The 16418-nt window shown below is 54.5% G+C and carries 18 protein-coding genes; 10 read left to right on the forward strand and 8 right to left on the reverse strand.

The window, feature by feature from the left end; genetic code table 11:
- Positions 1-121: 121 nt before the first annotated feature.
- From map to CEK60_RS12035, 7 genes are all read left to right on the forward strand, one after another.
- The gene (gene map, locus CEK60_RS12005; RefSeq protein WP_089039230.1) at positions 122-913 is read left to right on the forward strand and encodes a type I methionyl aminopeptidase; all 792 of its coding nucleotides are present in this window, start codon (positions 122-124) and stop codon (positions 911-913) included.
- The gene (locus tag CEK60_RS12010) at positions 913-3588 is read left to right on the forward strand and encodes a [protein-PII] uridylyltransferase (RefSeq protein ID WP_089039231.1); all 2676 of its coding nucleotides are present in this window, start codon (positions 913-915) and stop codon (positions 3586-3588) included. The genes map and CEK60_RS12010 overlap by 1 nt, the downstream gene beginning before the upstream one ends.
- 127 nt (positions 3589-3715) lie before the next feature.
- Positions 3716-4912, forward strand: a complete 1197-nt coding sequence (gene dapC, locus CEK60_RS12015; RefSeq protein ID WP_089039232.1) for a succinyldiaminopimelate transaminase — start codon at positions 3716-3718, stop codon at positions 4910-4912.
- A 28-nt stretch (positions 4913-4940) separates the two neighbouring features.
- Complete coding sequence (locus tag CEK60_RS12020) at positions 4941-5288, forward strand: Spx/MgsR family RNA polymerase-binding regulatory protein (protein WP_038481117.1); 348 nt, start codon at positions 4941-4943, stop codon at positions 5286-5288.
- A gap of 57 nt (positions 5289-5345) precedes the next feature.
- On the forward strand, positions 5346-6371 hold the full coding sequence (dapD, locus tag CEK60_RS12025) for a 2,3,4,5-tetrahydropyridine-2,6-dicarboxylate N-succinyltransferase (RefSeq protein WP_038481114.1): 1026 nt from the start codon (positions 5346-5348) through the stop codon (positions 6369-6371).
- Positions 6358-7530: a succinyl-diaminopimelate desuccinylase gene (gene dapE, locus CEK60_RS12030; RefSeq protein ID WP_089039233.1), complete on the forward strand. Its 1173-nt coding sequence runs from the start codon at positions 6358-6360 to the stop codon at positions 7528-7530. The genes dapD and dapE overlap by 14 nt, the downstream gene beginning before the upstream one ends.
- Positions 7527-7916: a hypothetical protein gene (locus tag CEK60_RS12035; RefSeq protein ID WP_089039234.1), complete on the forward strand. Its 390-nt coding sequence runs from the start codon at positions 7527-7529 to the stop codon at positions 7914-7916. Before dapE ends, CEK60_RS12035 begins: the two co-directional genes overlap by 4 nt.
- Positions 7917-8000: 84 nt before the next feature.
- Here the strand turns inward: CEK60_RS12035 and CEK60_RS22815 are convergent, their stop codons facing one another.
- Positions 8001-8543, reverse strand: a complete 543-nt coding sequence (locus tag CEK60_RS22815) for a cold-shock protein (RefSeq protein WP_038481105.1) — start codon at positions 8541-8543, stop codon at positions 8001-8003.
- Between the two features lie 110 nt (positions 8544-8653).
- On the opposite strand from CEK60_RS22815, the gene CEK60_RS12045 reads away from it, so the two are divergent.
- Positions 8654-8902: a SlyX family protein gene (locus tag CEK60_RS12045; protein ID WP_038481102.1), complete on the forward strand. Its 249-nt coding sequence runs from the start codon at positions 8654-8656 to the stop codon at positions 8900-8902.
- Positions 8903-8968: 66 nt separating this feature from the next.
- Here the strand turns inward: CEK60_RS12045 and ald are convergent, their stop codons facing one another.
- The 7 genes from ald to radC all read right to left on the reverse strand — a co-directional run bounded on the left by ald (position 8969) and on the right by radC (position 14472).
- Entirely contained in the window at positions 8969-10084 is a 1116-nt protein-coding gene (ald, locus tag CEK60_RS12050) for an alanine dehydrogenase (protein WP_089039235.1), read from the reverse strand.
- 250 nt (positions 10085-10334) lie between these two features.
- Positions 10335-10769 (reverse strand): acyl-CoA thioesterase, encoded by a 435-nt coding sequence (locus tag CEK60_RS12055; RefSeq protein ID WP_089039236.1) that lies wholly within the window; start codon positions 10767-10769, stop codon positions 10335-10337.
- 74 nt (positions 10770-10843) lie between these two features.
- On the reverse strand, positions 10844-12034 hold the full coding sequence (locus CEK60_RS12060; RefSeq protein ID WP_009724128.1) for a class I SAM-dependent rRNA methyltransferase: 1191 nt from the start codon (positions 12032-12034) through the stop codon (positions 10844-10846).
- Positions 12035-12115: 81 nt separating this feature from the next.
- Positions 12116-12943, reverse strand: coding sequence for a bifunctional DNA-formamidopyrimidine glycosylase/DNA-(apurinic or apyrimidinic site) lyase (mutM, locus tag CEK60_RS12065; protein ID WP_089039237.1), 828 nt, complete (start codon positions 12941-12943; stop codon positions 12116-12118).
- Positions 12944-13129: 186 nt separating this feature from the next.
- Entirely contained in the window at positions 13130-13285 is a 156-nt protein-coding gene (gene rpmG / locus CEK60_RS12070) for a 50S ribosomal protein L33 (RefSeq protein ID WP_009098622.1), read from the reverse strand.
- Positions 13286-13310: 25 nt separating this feature from the next.
- Positions 13311-13547 carry a 50S ribosomal protein L28 gene (rpmB, locus tag CEK60_RS12075; RefSeq protein ID WP_038481085.1) on the reverse strand — a complete coding sequence of 79 codons (237 nt, stop codon included), beginning with the start codon at positions 13545-13547 and terminating at the stop codon, positions 13311-13313.
- Between the two features lie 250 nt (positions 13548-13797).
- Positions 13798-14472 carry a RadC family protein gene (gene radC, locus CEK60_RS12080; RefSeq protein WP_089039238.1) on the reverse strand — a complete coding sequence of 225 codons (675 nt, stop codon included), beginning with the start codon at positions 14470-14472 and terminating at the stop codon, positions 13798-13800.
- 153 nt (positions 14473-14625) lie between these two features.
- Here radC and coaBC point away from each other — a divergent pair, with 153 nt between their 5' ends.
- Both coaBC and dut read left to right on the forward strand, forming a co-directional pair.
- Complete coding sequence (gene coaBC / locus CEK60_RS12085; RefSeq protein WP_089040911.1) at positions 14626-15960, forward strand: bifunctional phosphopantothenoylcysteine decarboxylase/phosphopantothenate--cysteine ligase CoaBC; 1335 nt, start codon at positions 14626-14628, stop codon at positions 15958-15960.
- Positions 15957-16418, forward strand: coding sequence for a dUTP diphosphatase (dut, locus tag CEK60_RS12090; protein WP_089039239.1), 462 nt, complete (start codon positions 15957-15959; stop codon positions 16416-16418). Before coaBC ends, dut begins: the two co-directional genes overlap by 4 nt.

Below are 16418 nucleotides of genomic sequence, written 5' to 3' on the forward strand. Positions count from 1 at the left end.
AAAGCGCGCGGCTTTATACCATAGATCATTACCAAGATGAAGTCACAGCGCATGTAACGGTCTTAATTTACCGCTCACCATTGCCGTTCACCACTTACTTTAGAACCCACATCGAGAATTCATGAACGTTCCTATCAAGACGCCTTCTGAAATCGAGAAAATGCGTGAAGCCGGGCGCCAAGCCGCCAGCGTCATTGAAATGATCACCCCCCACATCAAGGCGGGGATCTCTACGGGTGAAATTGATCGCCTGTGCCACGATTTTATTGTTAACAATTTGGGGTCCACACCCGCCCCGCTGAACTACCACGGTTTTCCGAAAGCAACCTGTACATCAATCAATCACGTGGTCTGTCATGGCATTCCTGATGATGCCAAAAAATTGAAGAACGGCGATATCATGAATTTGGATATCACCGTCAAAACAACTGACGGCTACCACGGTGATTCCAGCGTGATGTTCGTCATCGGCGATACAATCCAGGGCGAGCGCTTATGCCGTATCACTCAAGAGTGCTTGTACAAAAGCATTGAGCTAGTAAAGCCAGGCGTACACCTTTCGGAACTTGCCCGCGTTATCCAGCAACATGCTGAAGCACACGGCTACTCCGTAGTGCGCGACTTCTGCGGCCACGGCATCGGCGCCGATTTCCACGAAGATCCGCAGTTTCTTCACTATGATGGCTATGCACCCGATGCCGACATCCCGCTGGAAGCTGGCATGTGTTTTACTATCGAACCAATGATTAACGTAGGCGGCTATAAAACCAAGGTGCTACGCGATGGTTGGACAGCGGTCACTAAGGATCGAAGCTTATCTGCCCAGTGGGAGCACACGCTGCTGGTCACAGAAACCGGTGTTGACGTGCTGACTGCACGCAGCGACGAAGACTTCAGTTTTCTAAATCGCTGATGCTTCTTCATCACTACCGGTTCGAGCCGGACACCACGCTGTACGATCTCGCTATGTTTCGCACCGAACTCGCCGGATCACGCTCTCCTATTGCGCCGTTTAAAGCGGCGCTTCGGGAGCTACAAGCCAAACTGGATGAGCAGTTTCGTTCCGGGGCTGATATACGCGACCTAGTCCGCGGGCGAGCGTGGTATCTGGATCAGCTGCTAGCCATTGCCTGGGCGCAGCACGACTGGCCTGACGATGGCGTTGCCCTGGTGGCAGTGGGTGGTTACGGCCGAGGCGAGCTACACCCGCACTCAGACATCGACCTGCTACTGCTACTGGCGCATGATGATGACACCCCTTATCGCGAGTCGCTAAGCGCTTTCATTACCTTCTTATGGGATATCGGTCTTGAGATCGGCCATAGCGTGCGCTCGCTTAATGACTGTGAGCGGGAAGCTGAAGCTGATGTCACCGTGATGACCAACCTGTTGGAATCGCGACTCATTGCTGGCCCCGAACATCTTCGCCAAAAGATGCGTGAACGCCTTAGCGCCGAGCACATTTGGCCTGCTGACCGTTTTTTCGAAGCCAAGTGGCAAGAACAAATTGCCCGTCACTATCGCTACAACAACTCGGAATACCACTTAGAGCCAAACCTGAAAAGCTCCCCTGGCGGCCTACGTGATATTCAAATGATTGGCTGGGTAGCTAAACGCCATTTCGACACTGAGCACTATGCTGACATCGTCGCAAATGGCTTTATGAATGATGCCGAACTGCGCATTCTAAGCCAGGGCCAAGCCTTTTTATGGCAGGTGCGTTATACCCTGCACATGCTAACAGGCCGCGCCGAAGATCGATTGCTGTTTGATCACCAACGTACCATTGCCGAAATGTTTGGCTTTAGGGATACCCCTGAGCGCTTAGCAGTTGAACAGTTCATGAAGCGCTACTATCGGCATGTGACCGCCTTGGCCGGGCTTAACGACATGCTGTTACAGCACTTTGATGAGGTTATCCTACGCGGTAAAGAAGCCTTGGAAACCGTTAAGCTGAACGAGCGCTTCGAAACCAAAGGCGGCTACATCCAAGCGCGCTCACGCAATCTGTTTCGTGAGCGACCGGCGGCCATGCTGGAACTGTTTCTGCTGATGGCAAAGCACCCGGAAATAGAAGGGGTACGCGCCGACACCATTCGCCTGATCCGCGATCATCGCCATCAAATTGATGACCACTACCGCGAAGACCCTCGCCATCAGCGGCTATTCATGTCCATTTTGCGGGCTCCCGGCAATGTCCCTCGCCAATTAAGGCGCATGAACCGTTACGGCATCTTGGGCAAGTATCTGCCAGAATTTGGTCGCGCGGTCGGGTTGATGCAACACGACCTATTCCACATTTACACGGTAGACGCTCATACCCTGCGCTTACTGAAGTTTTTACACGGCTTTCGCAAACCGGATGCCAAAGACGACTTCCCCGTCGCAGCCACGCTGATTCATCAACTGCCTAAAATGGATCTGCTGTGGATTGCCGGGCTGTTTCACGATGTTGGCAAGGGCCGCGGCGGCGATCATTCTGAGATTGGTGCGCGTGATGTTGAGCAATTCTGCCACCGTCACCACGTCTCCCAACACGACACTAACTTACTGCGCTGGCTGGTGGAGCATCACCTATTGATGTCTATGACCGCCCAGAAGCGCGACATTAGTGATCCCGACGTGATTCGCGACTTCGCTCTAACGGTGCGCGACGAGACCCGCTTAGACTATCTCTACGTGCTCACCGTTGCCGATATCAATGCAACCAACCCCACCCTGTGGAACGGCTGGCGTGCGTCGCTGTTGCGCCAGCTTCATGCTGAAACCAAGCGGGCACTGAGACGAGGGCTAAAAAACCCGCCCGACCGAGATGACTGGGTGCGCGAAACCCGTACCGAAGCCCGCTCGTTACTGCAAACAGTCGGCGTAGACAGCGCTCAGATTGATCAACTGTGGGAATCTCTTGGTGAAGACTATTTCCTTCAGTACGCCCCCAGCGAAATTGTCTGGCAGACCCAAGGTATTCTTGCCCACCAGCCGTCTGTTTTGCCGCTGGTCTTAATTAGCGCACCCACCGCCGATATGGCCGAAGGCGGCACCAAGGTCTTTATCCACACCCGCTCGGTAGACGACCTATTTGCCGCGACCGCCGCCGCCATGGAGCAGCTGGGTCTATCTATCCATGATGCCCGCATCGCCACCTCGCACAACGACTGGACGCTAAATACGTTTATTGTGCTAGATCATTACGGCCAACCTATCCGTGATCCTGAGCATATTGAGGAGATGCGTCGGCATCTCGTCGAAGAGCTGGACGATCCGGATGACTATCCAGAGATCGTCACGCGCCACACACCGCGCCAGCTTAAGCACTTCAAAGTGCCCACCGAGGTGCTCATTGAGCAGGACCCAGCCAACGAACGTACGCTGCTAGAGCTAACTGCCCCAGACCGCCCTGGCCTACTGGCTCGTGTCGGGCGTATTTTTATGGAACAGGACATTGCCTTATCGGCTGCGAAAATTGCCACGCTGGGGGAACGGGTTGAAGACGTTTTCTTTATCACCACGAAAGCGGGTGAGCCGCTCACCGATCCAGAACGGCAACAGCAGCTTCGCGAACGGCTTATCGAAGTATTAGGCGTGTAAGCGCTTAAATGAGCGACGCCTTGGTGGTTAAGTTTGAGGTGGCACCAGGGGTTGCCTATAATCGGCGGTTTAGTTGGCCGTTTTTACAGACATCCAGCACCGCCTTTAGGCTATCAACGGACATGCCATGAATCCTGATCTAAACCTTCTGCACCCCTATCCGTTTGAAAAGCTAGCCGCCCTAAAGGCAGCGCTTGTGCCACCGGCGGGGCTTGCACATATCCCCCTCACCATTGGGGAGCCTCAACACGCCCCTTACGCAGGGGCGTTAGAGGCGCTGGTTGCCCATCAAGTAGAGATGGCTCGCTACCCGGCAACCAACGGCCTACCCGCCCTACGCGAAACAATTGCCCGCTGGGCAACCCAACGGTTTTCGCTTGCCGGGCTAGATGCCGAACAGCAAGTACTCCCCGTTAACGGCACCCGCGAAGCAATTTTTGCATTTGTGCAAGCCGCGTTGGATCGCCAGCGCCCCGCTAAGGTGGCTGTTCCCAATCCCTTCTACCAAATTTATGAAGGGGCCACACTACTGGCAGGTGGCGAGCCGCTCTATTTGGATTGCACGGCTGACAACGGTTTTCGCCCTGATTTTTCGGCCGTGAGCGCGGCGACCTGGCGCGATGTACAAATGGTATTCATTTGCTCACCGGGCAACCCCACAGGGGCCGTCACGCCACTTACTGAATTCAAGCAGCTCATCGCACTGGCCGATGAGCACGACTTTATCATCGCCTCCGATGAGTGCTATTCAGAGCTATATCTGGATGAAAGCACGCCCCCTCCCGGCCTACTGCAAGCCTGTGCAGAGCTTGGACGCGACGATTATCAACGCTGCGTAGTGTTTCATTCGCTATCTAAGCGCTCTAACCTGCCCGGGCTACGCTCCGGCTTTATAGCGGGTGACGCGAGCCTTCTCGCGCCGTTTAAGCGCTACCGCACCTATCACGGCTGTGCAATGTCGCTGCCGCTTCAGCACGCCTCTATCGCCGCTTGGCAGGATGAAACCCACGTACGTGCCAACCGGGACGCTTATCGCGAAAAATTTAGCGCTGTCACCAACGTGCTGGCACCCGTAATGGACTTCCCTACGCCGGAAGCTAGCTTTTACCTGTGGCCAGCAGTGCCCGACGGCGATGACATCGCCTTTACTCAGCGGCTATTTAGTGAGCAACACGTCAGCGTGTTACCTGGCAGCCTCATGGGCCGCCCAGGGAAAAATGGCCATAACCCCGGTTCGGGTCGACTACGTTTAGCATTAGTGGCGGAGCTTGCGCCCACCCTCGAAGCAGCTAAGCGACTTCGTCAACTGCTTGAGCGCGGCTAGACACCGTAGACTTGTTTAAGGAGGTTATATGCTGACACTCTATATCATCAACACATGCGACACCTGCCGCAAAGCACGCAACGTACTTGAAGAGAAAGGCATCCCTTTCAAGACCCATGACCTGCGTAAAGATGGTCTTTCAGCCGGCTTACTTGAGCACATTCTTGAGCGCGTACCGCTATTAGAAGCGCTTAATAAGCGCAGCAAAACATGGCGTGACTTACCCCAGGAAGAAAAAGACAGCTTGGATGCTACGTCTGCCCGCAGGCTAGTGCTTGAACAGCCCACGCTGCTCAAAAGACCACTGCTAGAAGTTGATGACGACACTATTTTAGTGGGCTACCGCGACGGCGATTACGACTCTCTCAGCGGCTAACATACCACTGAATCCTAACAACTGATTGTTATTCAAAACTTTAAAGGAAGACGCGTTATGCTGAGCTTCGCGCTTGGAATCGGCACCCAAAACACCCAGGGCGACTGGTTAGAAATCTACTACCCAGCCCCCCTGTTTAATCCTGCAGATAGCTTGGTAGCCGCAGCCAAAGAGGCGTTAGACGCCCCCGCTGGCAATACGGCAATCAGTTTCCTGCCCGAAGATTGCACGCGTTTGGCCAAAGCGTTGGAAGCTGCTGGCCACTCTGAGCAGGCAGCACTCGCCGAATCATTCGCCGCCAGCCATCGCCCCCTGGTCGCGATGTTTTTAGAAAGCGATCAGGCACCGCAGACCGTTCCTGAAGTTTACTTAAAGCTGCACTTACTCTCTCACCGCTTAGTGAAGCCCCATGGCTTGGATCTGACGGGAATGTTTGGCCTGCTGCGCAACATCGCCTGGACCAACGAAGGCGCGATTGATATCGAAGAGCTGCCCGCCCGCCGCCTAAAAGCGCGTTTAGCAGGTCGCGCGCTGTCAGTCGACTGCGTCGATAAATTCCCCAAAATGACCGATTACGTGGTACCCACCGGCATTCGCATTGGCGACACTGCTCGCGTGCGCCTGGGCGCTTACCTGGGGGAAGGCACCACGGTAATGCATGAAGGCTTCGTCAACTTCAACGCAGGTACTGAAGGCCCCGGCATGATTGAAGGCCGCATTTCTGCTGGCGTCATGGTCGGCAAAGGCTCCGACCTGGGCGGCGGCTGCTCCACCATGGGAACGCTTTCTGGCGGCGGCAATATCATTATCAAGGTAGGCGAAGGCTGCCTGATTGGCGCTAATGCAGGCATCGGTATTCCGCTAGGTGACCGCTGCACCGTAGAAGCGGGCTTGTATATTACCGCGGGCTCGAAAGTTACCCTGCTCGACGATCAGAAACAAGAAGTTAACACCGTGGCAGCACGCGAGTTAGCAGGCCAAGATGACTTATTGCTGCGTCGCAATTCACAAAATGGCCGCATTGAGTGCCTGACGAACAAAAGCGCCATTGCGCTGAACGAGGCACTGCATGCCCATAACTGAGCCTGAAACGCTGTCGCCCACGTTGCAGCTCGCGTTTGAGCTACTTAGCCGGGCGTCGGTAACGCCGGATGACGAAGGCTGCCAGGAACTCATGATCGAGCGCTTAACGGCGCTCGGTTTTCATATCGAGCAACTGCCGTTTGGCGATGTCAAAAACTTCTGGGCAATAAGAGGCCATCATGGCCCTGTATTGGCCTTTGCTGGCCACACTGACGTTGTGCCCAGCGGCCCCCACACGAACTGGGAATTCCCACCGTTTGAGCCGTGTATTGATGAGCACGGCATGCTCTGTGGGCGAGGCGCAGCAGACATGAAGGGCAGCCTAGCGGCGATGCTCACCGCCGTTGAGCGCTTTGTGACCACCCATCCAGAGCACGATGGCCGGATAGCGTTTTTAATCACATCCGATGAGGAAGGCCCTGCCATCGATGGCACCAGCGCAGTGGTTGAGCATTTACGCGAACGCAACGAGCGCTTGGACTACTGCATTGTCGGTGAACCCTCGTCGACCTCGCGACTGGGCGATATGATTAAAAACGGACGCCGCGGCTCACTGGGCGGCGTTCTACATCTCAAAGGAATTCAGGGTCATGTGGCCTACCCACACCTTGCGCGCAACCCTATTCACCAAGCGATGCCCGCACTGGATGCGTTGGTTAACGAGCACTGGGACGCAGGCAATGACTTTTTCCCTGCCACCAGCTTCCAGATATCTAATTTTCGCGCGGGCACCGGGGCCACTAACGTCATTCCAGGTGAGGTAGAAGTCGTGTTTAACTTCCGCTATTCCACGGAAGTTACCCATGAGATGCTAAGAAGCCGCACCGAGTCGATTTTGGATAAGCATGGCCTTGAGTACCATATTGATTGGACGCTCAACGGCGAACCATTCCTGACCGCAGAAGGCGAATTAGTCGATGCTGCCATTCGCGGTGTAGAAGCCGTTACCGGCGAGCGCCCTGCGCTTTCGACCAGCGGCGGCACCTCGGATGGTCGCTTCATCGCGACACTTGGCGCCCAAGTGGTCGAGCTTGGCCCGCTTAACGACACTATTCATAAAGTGAATGAGCGCGTGCGCGCCAGTGACCTGGATGAACTAAGCCGCATTTATGAGGCAACGCTTCAAGCCTTGTTAACGGACGACGAGGTGAGCGTATGATGGAGCGGTTTCCGGATATCGAGGTATACCTTGCCAGCGTAGCGATAGATAAGCTCAATGCGTGGCTAAGCGAAGCTCTCGATGCACCGCCCCTTAGCCCAGCCGGCAAGGGCAAATGGAAGACTCGCGGCCACCATCAAGGTGAAGCTGTGCCCGTACTATTGGTGGACAAAGCGGCCGATGGTTTTGCCAGCTTGTGGTTTGATAGCCACCACACCCCGTGGCACACCGACCAAGAGTGCGCTCAGCACGCCGCCGAAGCTTTACAGACCGAGGTTCGCTGCTCGTTAGGTGGCTGGCACCCCGGCGATGACCCTGATCGCTTCTGGCAGGTATTGCCAGGGGGCCAGGAAAAAGCCATTGAATGGCCTGATTCAGGCCGTTAAACGCACAAGACCCCGCTTAGCGGGGTCTTGTTTTTCAGCAGTTAACGATGCTAGCGCGATTCAATTAAAGCGATTTAATCAAAGCTACTCAATAATACTAACGTCGTCTGCCTGAAGGCCACGATCATTCTTAATCACGTGATAGCGAACAATCTGCCCTTCAGCAAGCATACGCGGGCCACGGCCACGAATAGCACGAAAGTGAACAAACACATCCTCGCCATTATCCCGGGTAATAAAGCCGTAACCTTTATTGGTGTTAAACCACTTTACTTCGCCCTCTTCGCGACCATCATTGGGGTCGATGATATCTTCCTCTTCATCATCTTCCACTTCAGGTACCGCTTGAGGCTGACGCGGCGCAGATTTAGTTCGAGAAACATCAGCTTTCACTACCATAGGCGGCGCCAGAGCAGCAGCGGCTAAAGTACCTATAAATAACGCAATAAAACATCCCAGAGCAGCGGCAATATACACACCACTTACCCCGCTGATGGCAAGCTCAGCCAGCCACTGCTCAGCAAGCGGTGCATTCGTTAAATGAACAATCCCCGCCAGAAGAAGTGGCGTGGGGGCGGCAAGTAAAACACTGATGAAGAAACAGCGAAAAACAACTTTTGGATTCATAGATGATAAAAGCTCTCTTGTTGTATGGGTAACAGACGAAGGACAATACTCGGCCAACTAGGCCCATTCCTAACAGTACCGAGCATACTACACAAGGTCACGATGTTATCATGACAAACGAATTATCGCCTGCAGAGCTAACTCAACTTCTTGAATCTTTAGAGAGTCGACTGGCTTACCAAGAGCATTGGCTAGACACCCTTGACCAAGCGGTTGCTCAGCAAGAGCGTCGGCTAGAAAAGCTGGAGCAACTGAGCACGCTGATGCGTGACCGCTTGCGCGAGCAGTATCAGGCGCTCCAGGCGGGTGACTCACAGGGTGATACCCGCCCAGAAGACGAAGTTCCCCCTCACTATTAGCACCACCACTAGCAGCACCACCCGGGTAACAGTAGTATCACCTACTACTAATTGACGTACCGATTATCATGCCACTGCACTCGCTGGGTCGATGCTCTTGAGTCCAAAAGCATCGGCAACAGCCTGATAAGTCACTTGACCATTATGGACGTTGAGCCCGGGCAGGAAGTGTGGGTCGTCTTTAAGCGCCTGTTGCCAGCCTTTATCAGCCAGCGCCAGTACAAACGGCAAGGTAGCATTGGTAAGACCCAGAGTAGATGTCCGCGCCACCGCGCCCGGCATATTGGCCACGCAGTAATGGACGATGCCATCCACGATATAGGTTGGCTCGGCATGCGTCGTAGGCTTGCTGGTTTCAAAACAGCCGCCCTGATCGATGGCTACGTCTACCAATACACTGCCTGGCTTCATATCGGCCAGCATGGCACGGGTAATCAACTTGGGGGCGGCGGCACCGGGGATAAGTACGGCGCCAATGATCATATCGGACTCTTTAGCTGCCTGATCAAGGGCGTCCGCCGTTGAGTAAACCGTTTTGATGCGCCCCTGGTAACGGTCGTCCAGCACCTCTAAGCGAGCAATCGACTTGTCCAGAATGGTCACCTCAGCCCCCAACCCTAACGCCATACGGGCAGCGTTTTCGCCGACCACACCACCGCCAATCACGGTAACTTTACCCGGCGCAACGCCTGGCACGCCGGGCAATAGCACACCGGAGCCACCCTGGGCTTTTTCCAGACTATGCGCGCCCGCCTGAACGGCCATGCGCCCAGCAACCGTGCTCATCGGCGCGAGCAGCGGTAGCCCACCTTTTGCATCGGTGATGGTTTCATAGGCAATGCAGGTAGCACCGCTGGCCATCAGCCCTTGGGTTAATTTTTCCTCAGCGGCCAAGTGCAGATAGGTAAACAGCGTTTGGTTGGCGGTTAGACGCGCCACTTCTTCGGCCTGAGGCTCTTTTACCTTGAGAATCAGCTCGGCGTTTTGCCACAACGCATCTACATTAGCTTCCACCTGGGCGCCTGCGGCTTCGTAGTCGCTGTCACTAAATCCGGCTCCTTCTCCTGCAGTTGCCTGCACGCTTACCGAGTGGCCACGCCCTACTAGCTCCCGCGCGCCTGTCGGAGTGAGTGCCACCCGATACTCATGGTTTTTGATCTCTTTTGGGACGGCGATTTTCATTAGCGTTTTCCTTCTCTATTGATTGTTAGTGCTAAATCTCAACTGCTAAATCGTCAGAGCCTCATCTTTACTACCTAGCCGTTAGAGCCAGGCCATCAATAAGCGCTATTAAGCAAATTACAGCACAGCTGGCACTAACCACCACCCCAAGCAAGAAAAACAAAAAAAACGCCGGCTAAGGCGTTTTTTGGGAGAAGAATCTAGCGTTTAACGAAAATCAGCGAAAAAATCGACGGCATTTCAGCATTAGCTACTCCGCCACCACCGCACCACCGTAAATGCGCTGGTACTCATCAGGCAACCGCGTGGGCCGCCCACTGCTAAGCGCCACACAGGCAAACCTGGTGCGGGCATTTAGCAACGTCTTGCCATTCTCCGAACGCTTAAGCTGAAATCGACGGGTCAAACTAAAACGACCATCGCAAGCAACAATCCACGTCGCCAGTTGCAACTTATCGTCGACAAAGGCAGGTGCCAGATAGTCCAACTCATGACGATGGACGACCATGGCACAGTCAAGGGACTGGTAGCGCTCAAGGGATAGCCCCAAGGCTTCGGAGTGGGCCCAACTGATCTGCTCAACCCAGCGTAAATACTCGCTGTTATTGACATGCCGGTAAGCGTCAATGGCCTCCGGCGTCACCTGAAGATCGATCACAAAAGGGTTTGGTAGTGCCCACTCCATAATGCAGCTCCTTGTGGTTACTCCTTGATGCTATTTTTTTGTCTTGCCAATGTTCGTCAAGCAGCGTCCTTGGCTTAGTCGCGGAATACCCGCACGCCCAGCGCCTTCAGGTACGAGGTTTCCGGGATAGCCGGATGAACGGGGTGATCGGGGCCCTGATGCCCCTGAAAAATCACCTGGCCATGACGGTCTTGGTGGCGAACGGCACCACGAACCACATCCACCAAACGCTCAGGCGCGAGGTGCATAGAACACGAGGCCGACAACAGCAAGCCATCGCGGCCCAATAGCCGCATCGCTTCACGATTTAGTCGTGCGTAAGCGCGCTCACCATTAGGGATATCCTTGCGCTTTTTGATAAATGCAGGCGGATCAAGAATGATCACATCGAACTGCTCGCCGTCAGCTTTCAATGCTGCTAACGCTTCAAAGGCATCGCCTTCGGCTACCGCTACTTGCTCCTGCACACCATTTAGCTCAGCATTGCGTGCCACCTGATCCAGCGCTGGGGCAGAAGCATCGACACACAACACTTCTGAGGCACCGCTCGCAGCCGCCTGAACCCCCCAACCGCCCACGTAACTGAATACATCCAGCACGCGCTTACCCGCCACTTGGCTGTTCAGCCATGCGCGATTGACGCGATGGTCGTAGAACCACCCTGTCTTTTGGCCATTCAGCACAGGCACGGCAAAGGTAACCCCATTCTCTTCCAGCAGAACCTCATCAGGAAGTGTGCCTTTGACCACTTCGACGTGGGCTTCTAGACCTTCCTGGCGACGGCCGCCCGTATCATTACGGAACACGATGGCATTAGGCTTAACAACTTTTTCCAGCGCATCGACAATATCTTCCGCCAACGCTTGCATACCTGCGGTATTCAACTGCACCACCAGCACATCACCGAAACGGTCAATCACCAAGCCCGGCAACAGGTCACCTTCACCGTGGATCAAACGGTAAAAAGGTTTATCGAACAGACGCTCACGCAGCGCCAGCGCTTGGTTGAAGCGGTGTACGAATAACGAGCGATCTAGACGCATTTCTGGGTCACGCGACATTACCCGACCACAAATCAGCGAGTGCGGATTAATGTAGGCGACGCCAAGGGTCTTGCCATTGGAAGCCTCAACTAACGCAGGCTCACCAGCAGCAAAGTTTTTTAGTGGCGTCTCTTTGATATCTACCTCATTGGAGTAGATCCACAGATGGCCCGCTTTCAGGCGGCGATCGGCATTTTTATTCAGGCGCAGGCGTTGAGTCACAACAATCTCCAAAAGAGCAATCTTACAAAGCACATAGACTCTGAAAGCATAGGCAAAACAGTTAATATCAAAGAGCGGCCGCTAACGCTGGCAACCAGGGCAAAACACGCTGGCCCGCTGGCCTAGAGTAATACGACGCAGCTCAACGCCACAGCGCAGGCAAGGCTGCCCATGGCGCCCATATACATTCAGCTGCTGGGCAAAGTAACCTGGCTCGCCCTGCCCACTGACAAAATCCCGCAGTGTCGTGCCACCTTGGGTAATCGCTGCCGCCAGCACCTCTTTAACCGCCTCGGCTAGCTGCTGATAACGGGCCAGGGAAATTTTCCCAGCGGCACGTCGGGGATCAATACCCGCCATAAATAGCGCTTCGGCAGCGTAAATATTACCTGCACCGACCACCACGCGGTTATCCATTAAAAAAGGCTTTACCGCAACGCGTTTATTACGCGATGCGTTATAGAGCCAGCGACCGTTAAACGCGTCATCCAACGGCTCAGGACCAAGGTGCGCAAGGCGCGTATCCAAGCTGCCATCGCCCTGCTGCCAGTCAACAAAACCAAAGCGGCGCGGGTCATGGTAGCGCAGCACATGCCCTTTGGCCGTCACCACATCAACATGGTCATGCTTTTTAGGCAAATCGCCGACGTTTGCAATCCTTAGGCTGCCCGACATGCCTAGATGCCACAACAGCGTGGCCTCACCTTCGAGAGTCGCCACGGGAATTTGGAGGTACTTAGCGCGGCGCTTTAATACGCCAACCCGGGCTCCTACTAGCCGCTCGGCTAGATCTTCGGGCACCGGCACGCGTAACCGAGTCTGGCGCACCAGCACCTCGGTAATCTCTTGCCCTTCTAAATAGGGGGCAATGCCGCGTCGCGTCGTTTCAACTTCAGGCAATTCGGGCATGATGAAAGTCTATGATGACAGCACCGTGACAACCACTCTGTCGCCTAAGCGGTGCCGAAGCGTAGGGACAGATACCGCCCACCTACAAAGTAAGCGGCTAAATACCGGGCATGCAAAAACCCGGCTTAGGGCCGGGTTTTTCAACAGGCACTCGCCTGCGGTGAAAGCCGATCATTGTAATCGCGATTACTTGATCTTAGCTTCCTTGTAGATAACGTGCTTACGGACGACCGGGTCGTATTTCTTGAATTCGAACTTATCCGGTGTATTCCGCTTGTTCTTATCAGTGGTGTAGAAGTGGCCTGTACCGGCACTAGACACCAGCTTGATCTTATCGCGCATGGTTTAACTCTCCCAAAATGCTAGCTTAGATGGCGTCGCCGCGTTTGCGGATATCAGCCAGAACCGTTTCGATACCTTTCTTGTCGATGATACGCATTCCTTTAGAGGAAACGCGCAGCTTGACGAAGCGGTTTTCAGATTCAACCCAAAAACGATGGGTGTGCAGGTTCGGCAAGAAACGACGACGTGTCTTACGCTGGGAGTGAGAAACGTTATTACCAGTTACCGGACGCTTGCCGGTAACCTGACATACTTTGGACATGAGAGCCTCCAACCGCTTGGCGAGTTGTTCAAAACTGTCGGGCAAACCGGAGCAGGGAGGGAGTCGACGCAGTGAACTGCCTAGCTGTACCCAAATCCGTTATTCAACCCAAGTTTAAAGGTGGCACTTTATACCAGAGCACCCGGCTACCAGCAAGCAAAAACGCCCCAAAATGCCAAAAAAGGCATCTTTTGGACAATTTACTTAGGTAAACGACGAGATTTTGTCGTCGCACCCTTTTCATTAATTGCTATAGCCAACCGCGCTCGGCAAACGAAACCACGTTACCGTCCCCCACCACGAAATGATCAAGCACTCGCACATCGAAGAGTGCAAGGGCATCTTTTAGACGTTCAGTAATACGTCGATCAGCATCGCTTGGTTCAGCAACACCCGATGGGTGGTTGTGAGCCAGGATGACAGCACCAGCGTGTAATTCAAGCGCACGCTTGGCTACTTCGCGGGGGTAAACGGATGCGCTGTCTAGGGTACCGCGAAATAGGGATTCATAGCGAATAATTCGATGCTGTGTATCTAAAAAAAGCACGGCAAACTCTTCATGACCCAGATGACGAAGCTGGGAGCTTAAGTAATGACGCACAAGCGACGGCGATGTGAGCGCATTGCCACGGGCAAGCTGGCTCGCCAAATGACGTCTAGAAAGCTCCAGGGTCGCCTGAAGCTGGGCAAATTTCGCACTACCAAGCCCTCGAGCCGCACAAAACTGATCCTGATCCGCCTCCAAAAGCTGCCTCAAACCACCAAAACTGGCCAACAAATCCCGTGCCAGATCCACCGCAGAGCGCCCCTGCACGCCTACTCGCAAAAAAATGGCCAGTAGCTCAGCGTCTGAAAGCGCCTGCACCCCCATGTTCAATAACTTCTCGCGTGGCCGCTCACCTTCCGGCCAGTGATTAATCCCCATCGCCGCCTCCTTGCCCACCCCTGATAGCACCATCAGCGTTTGCTACTGCGCCCACCCAAACTGGCTTTTCCAACTGCTGCTTGAGCATGCCAAAATAACCCGTCAAATGGTATGGTACTCACCTTTAACAAACGCTACATGGGACTACCCATCATGGCCTTATTATCGCCATCCCCGTTAACGTCACTTGCTGGAAAGCGCCTGCTGCTTGGCATTAGTGCCGGCATTGCGGCTTATAAAAGCGCGCTGATTGTTCGGTTACTCAAGCAAGCCGGCTGTGAGGTTCGCGTGGTAATGACCGAGGGTGCTCAAGCGTTTATTACGCCGTTAACGCTTCAGGCGCTTTCAGGGGAGCCAGTACGCACCTCGTTGCTTGATCCTGAAGCAGAGGCTGGTATGGGGCATATTGAGCTAGCCCGCTGGGCAGATGCCGTATTGATTGCCCCAGCAACGGCTGATTTGATCGCCCGATTGGTACATGGCATGGCTGACGACTTGCTAACCACTCTGTGCCTAGCCTGTGAAGCACCCAAGTTGATTGCACCGGCCATGAATCAGGCCATGTGGCGACACCCTGCAACCCAACGCAATGTCTCTCAGCTAGCCAACGATGGCTGGCAGTTGATCGGGCCAGCAGCAGGTGACCAAGCGTGTGGCGACGTCGGTCCTGGGCGAATGAGCGAACCCGAGGTTATTGTTGATTTCTTAGCACAGCATTTTGCTTCTGCTGCCAAATCACCAGCACCAGCACCAGCACCAGCATCTGCTTCTGCACCGCACGTAGTGATTACTGCGGGTCCCACCCGCGAGGCGCTGGATCCCGTGCGCTATCTATCCAACCACAGCTCAGGGAAAATGGGTTACGCACTGGCCGCTGAAGCTGCGGCTCAGGGAGCACGAGTAACCCTGATAAGCGGCCCAGTTAATCTCCCCACTCCTCACGGCGTTGAACGCATCGATGTGGAAACCGCCGCACAAATGCATCACGAAGCGTTAACACTCGCCCCCCATGCTGGCCTATTTATTGGCTGCGCTGCGGTCGCTGACTACCGCGCTGCCAGCGCTGCCGAGCATAAAATCAAAAAAACCGACGACAGCGATACGCTAACGCTTACGCTGGTCAAGAATCCTGACATTATTGCCGATGTTTCCGCGCTGCCTACTGACCAACGCCCTTTTGTGGTGGGCTTCGCCGCCGAGACTCAGGATGTCGCTCGCTATGCGGAAGATAAATTGACCCGCAAAGGGCTAGATATGATCGTAGCCAACGACGTTTCCCAGCAGGGGCTCGGTTTTGGCAGCGATAACAATGCCGCTCTGCTGCTGTGGCGCTCTGCGACGGGAACCCATCAACAGGAAGCCCCTCCTCAGCCTAAAACCCAGCTAGCCGCGCTAATTATTCGTCACGCACTATCACTATTGCCTTCTCAACGGTCATCTCAACCACCTTCTCAATTACCCTCTCAATCCTCCGGAGAATTATCATGAGCGGTTCTCGCCCACGCCTGCAGTGCAAAGTATTGGATGAACGCCTGCACGACTACCTTCCCTCTTATGCAACAACAGGCTCAGCGGGGATGGATTTGCGAGCACTGCTAGATGAACCACTGGTGCTTGCACCTGGTGACTGCCAGTTAGTACGAACAGGCCTTGCCATTTACATAGAAGATCCTGGTTTGGCAGGCATGATCTTGCCTCGCTCCGGGCTAGGTCATAAGCACGGTATCGTGCTGGGCAACCTCGTCGGTCTCATCGACTCTGATTACCAGGGCGAACTGATGGTATCCGTGTGGAACCGTGGTCAAAGCAGCTTTACGTTATCGCCCTTTGAGCGTCTCGCTCAGTATGTCGTTGTCCCTGTCGTGCAAGCGGAACTTACCATTGTCGATGCCTTTGAAGACTCCACTCGCGGCAGCGGTGGTTTTGGCAGTACAGGCAGCCAATAA

Source organism: Halomonas sp. N3-2A (genome assembly GCF_002216165.1).
In the GTDB taxonomy this organism is placed as follows: Bacteria; Pseudomonadota; Gammaproteobacteria; order Pseudomonadales; family Halomonadaceae; genus Vreelandella.

Excerpts from the sequence above, each read along its gene's own strand:
- dut (WP_089039239.1), top strand. The coding sequence starts at position 15,957 with ATGAGCGGTTCTCGCCCACGCCTGCAGTGCAAAGTATTGGATGAACGC.
- ald (WP_089039235.1), bottom strand. The coding sequence starts at position 10,084 with ATGAAAATCGCCGTCCCAAAAGAGATCAAAAACCATGAGTATCGGGTG.
- map (WP_089039230.1), top strand. The coding sequence starts at position 122 with ATGAACGTTCCTATCAAGACGCCTTCTGAAATCGAGAAAATGCGTGAA.
- CEK60_RS12045 (WP_038481102.1), top strand. The coding sequence starts at position 8,654 with ATGACAAACGAATTATCGCCTGCAGAGCTAACTCAACTTCTTGAATCT.
- CEK60_RS22815 (WP_038481105.1), bottom strand. The coding sequence starts at position 8,543 with ATGAATCCAAAAGTTGTTTTTCGCTGTTTCTTCATCAGTGTTTTACTT.
- dapE (WP_089039233.1), top strand. The coding sequence starts at position 6,358 with ATGCCCATAACTGAGCCTGAAACGCTGTCGCCCACGTTGCAGCTCGCG.
- coaBC (WP_089040911.1), top strand. The coding sequence starts at position 14,626 with ATGGCCTTATTATCGCCATCCCCGTTAACGTCACTTGCTGGAAAGCGC.
- CEK60_RS12020 (WP_038481117.1), top strand. The coding sequence starts at position 4,941 with ATGCTGACACTCTATATCATCAACACATGCGACACCTGCCGCAAAGCA.
- CEK60_RS12035 (WP_089039234.1), top strand. The coding sequence starts at position 7,527 with ATGATGGAGCGGTTTCCGGATATCGAGGTATACCTTGCCAGCGTAGCG.
- CEK60_RS12010 (WP_089039231.1), top strand. The coding sequence starts at position 913 with ATGCTTCTTCATCACTACCGGTTCGAGCCGGACACCACGCTGTACGAT.
- dapD (WP_038481114.1), top strand. The coding sequence starts at position 5,346 with ATGCTGAGCTTCGCGCTTGGAATCGGCACCCAAAACACCCAGGGCGAC.
- mutM (WP_089039237.1), bottom strand. The coding sequence starts at position 12,943 with ATGCCCGAATTGCCTGAAGTTGAAACGACGCGACGCGGCATTGCCCCC.
- rpmG (WP_009098622.1), bottom strand. The coding sequence starts at position 13,285 with ATGCGCGATAAGATCAAGCTGGTGTCTAGTGCCGGTACAGGCCACTTC.
- CEK60_RS12055 (WP_089039236.1), bottom strand. The coding sequence starts at position 10,769 with ATGGAGTGGGCACTACCAAACCCTTTTGTGATCGATCTTCAGGTGACG.
- dapC (WP_089039232.1), top strand. The coding sequence starts at position 3,716 with ATGAATCCTGATCTAAACCTTCTGCACCCCTATCCGTTTGAAAAGCTA.
- rpmB (WP_038481085.1), bottom strand. The coding sequence starts at position 13,547 with ATGTCCAAAGTATGTCAGGTTACCGGCAAGCGTCCGGTAACTGGTAAT.
- radC (WP_089039238.1), bottom strand. The coding sequence starts at position 14,472 with ATGGGGATTAATCACTGGCCGGAAGGTGAGCGGCCACGCGAGAAGTTA.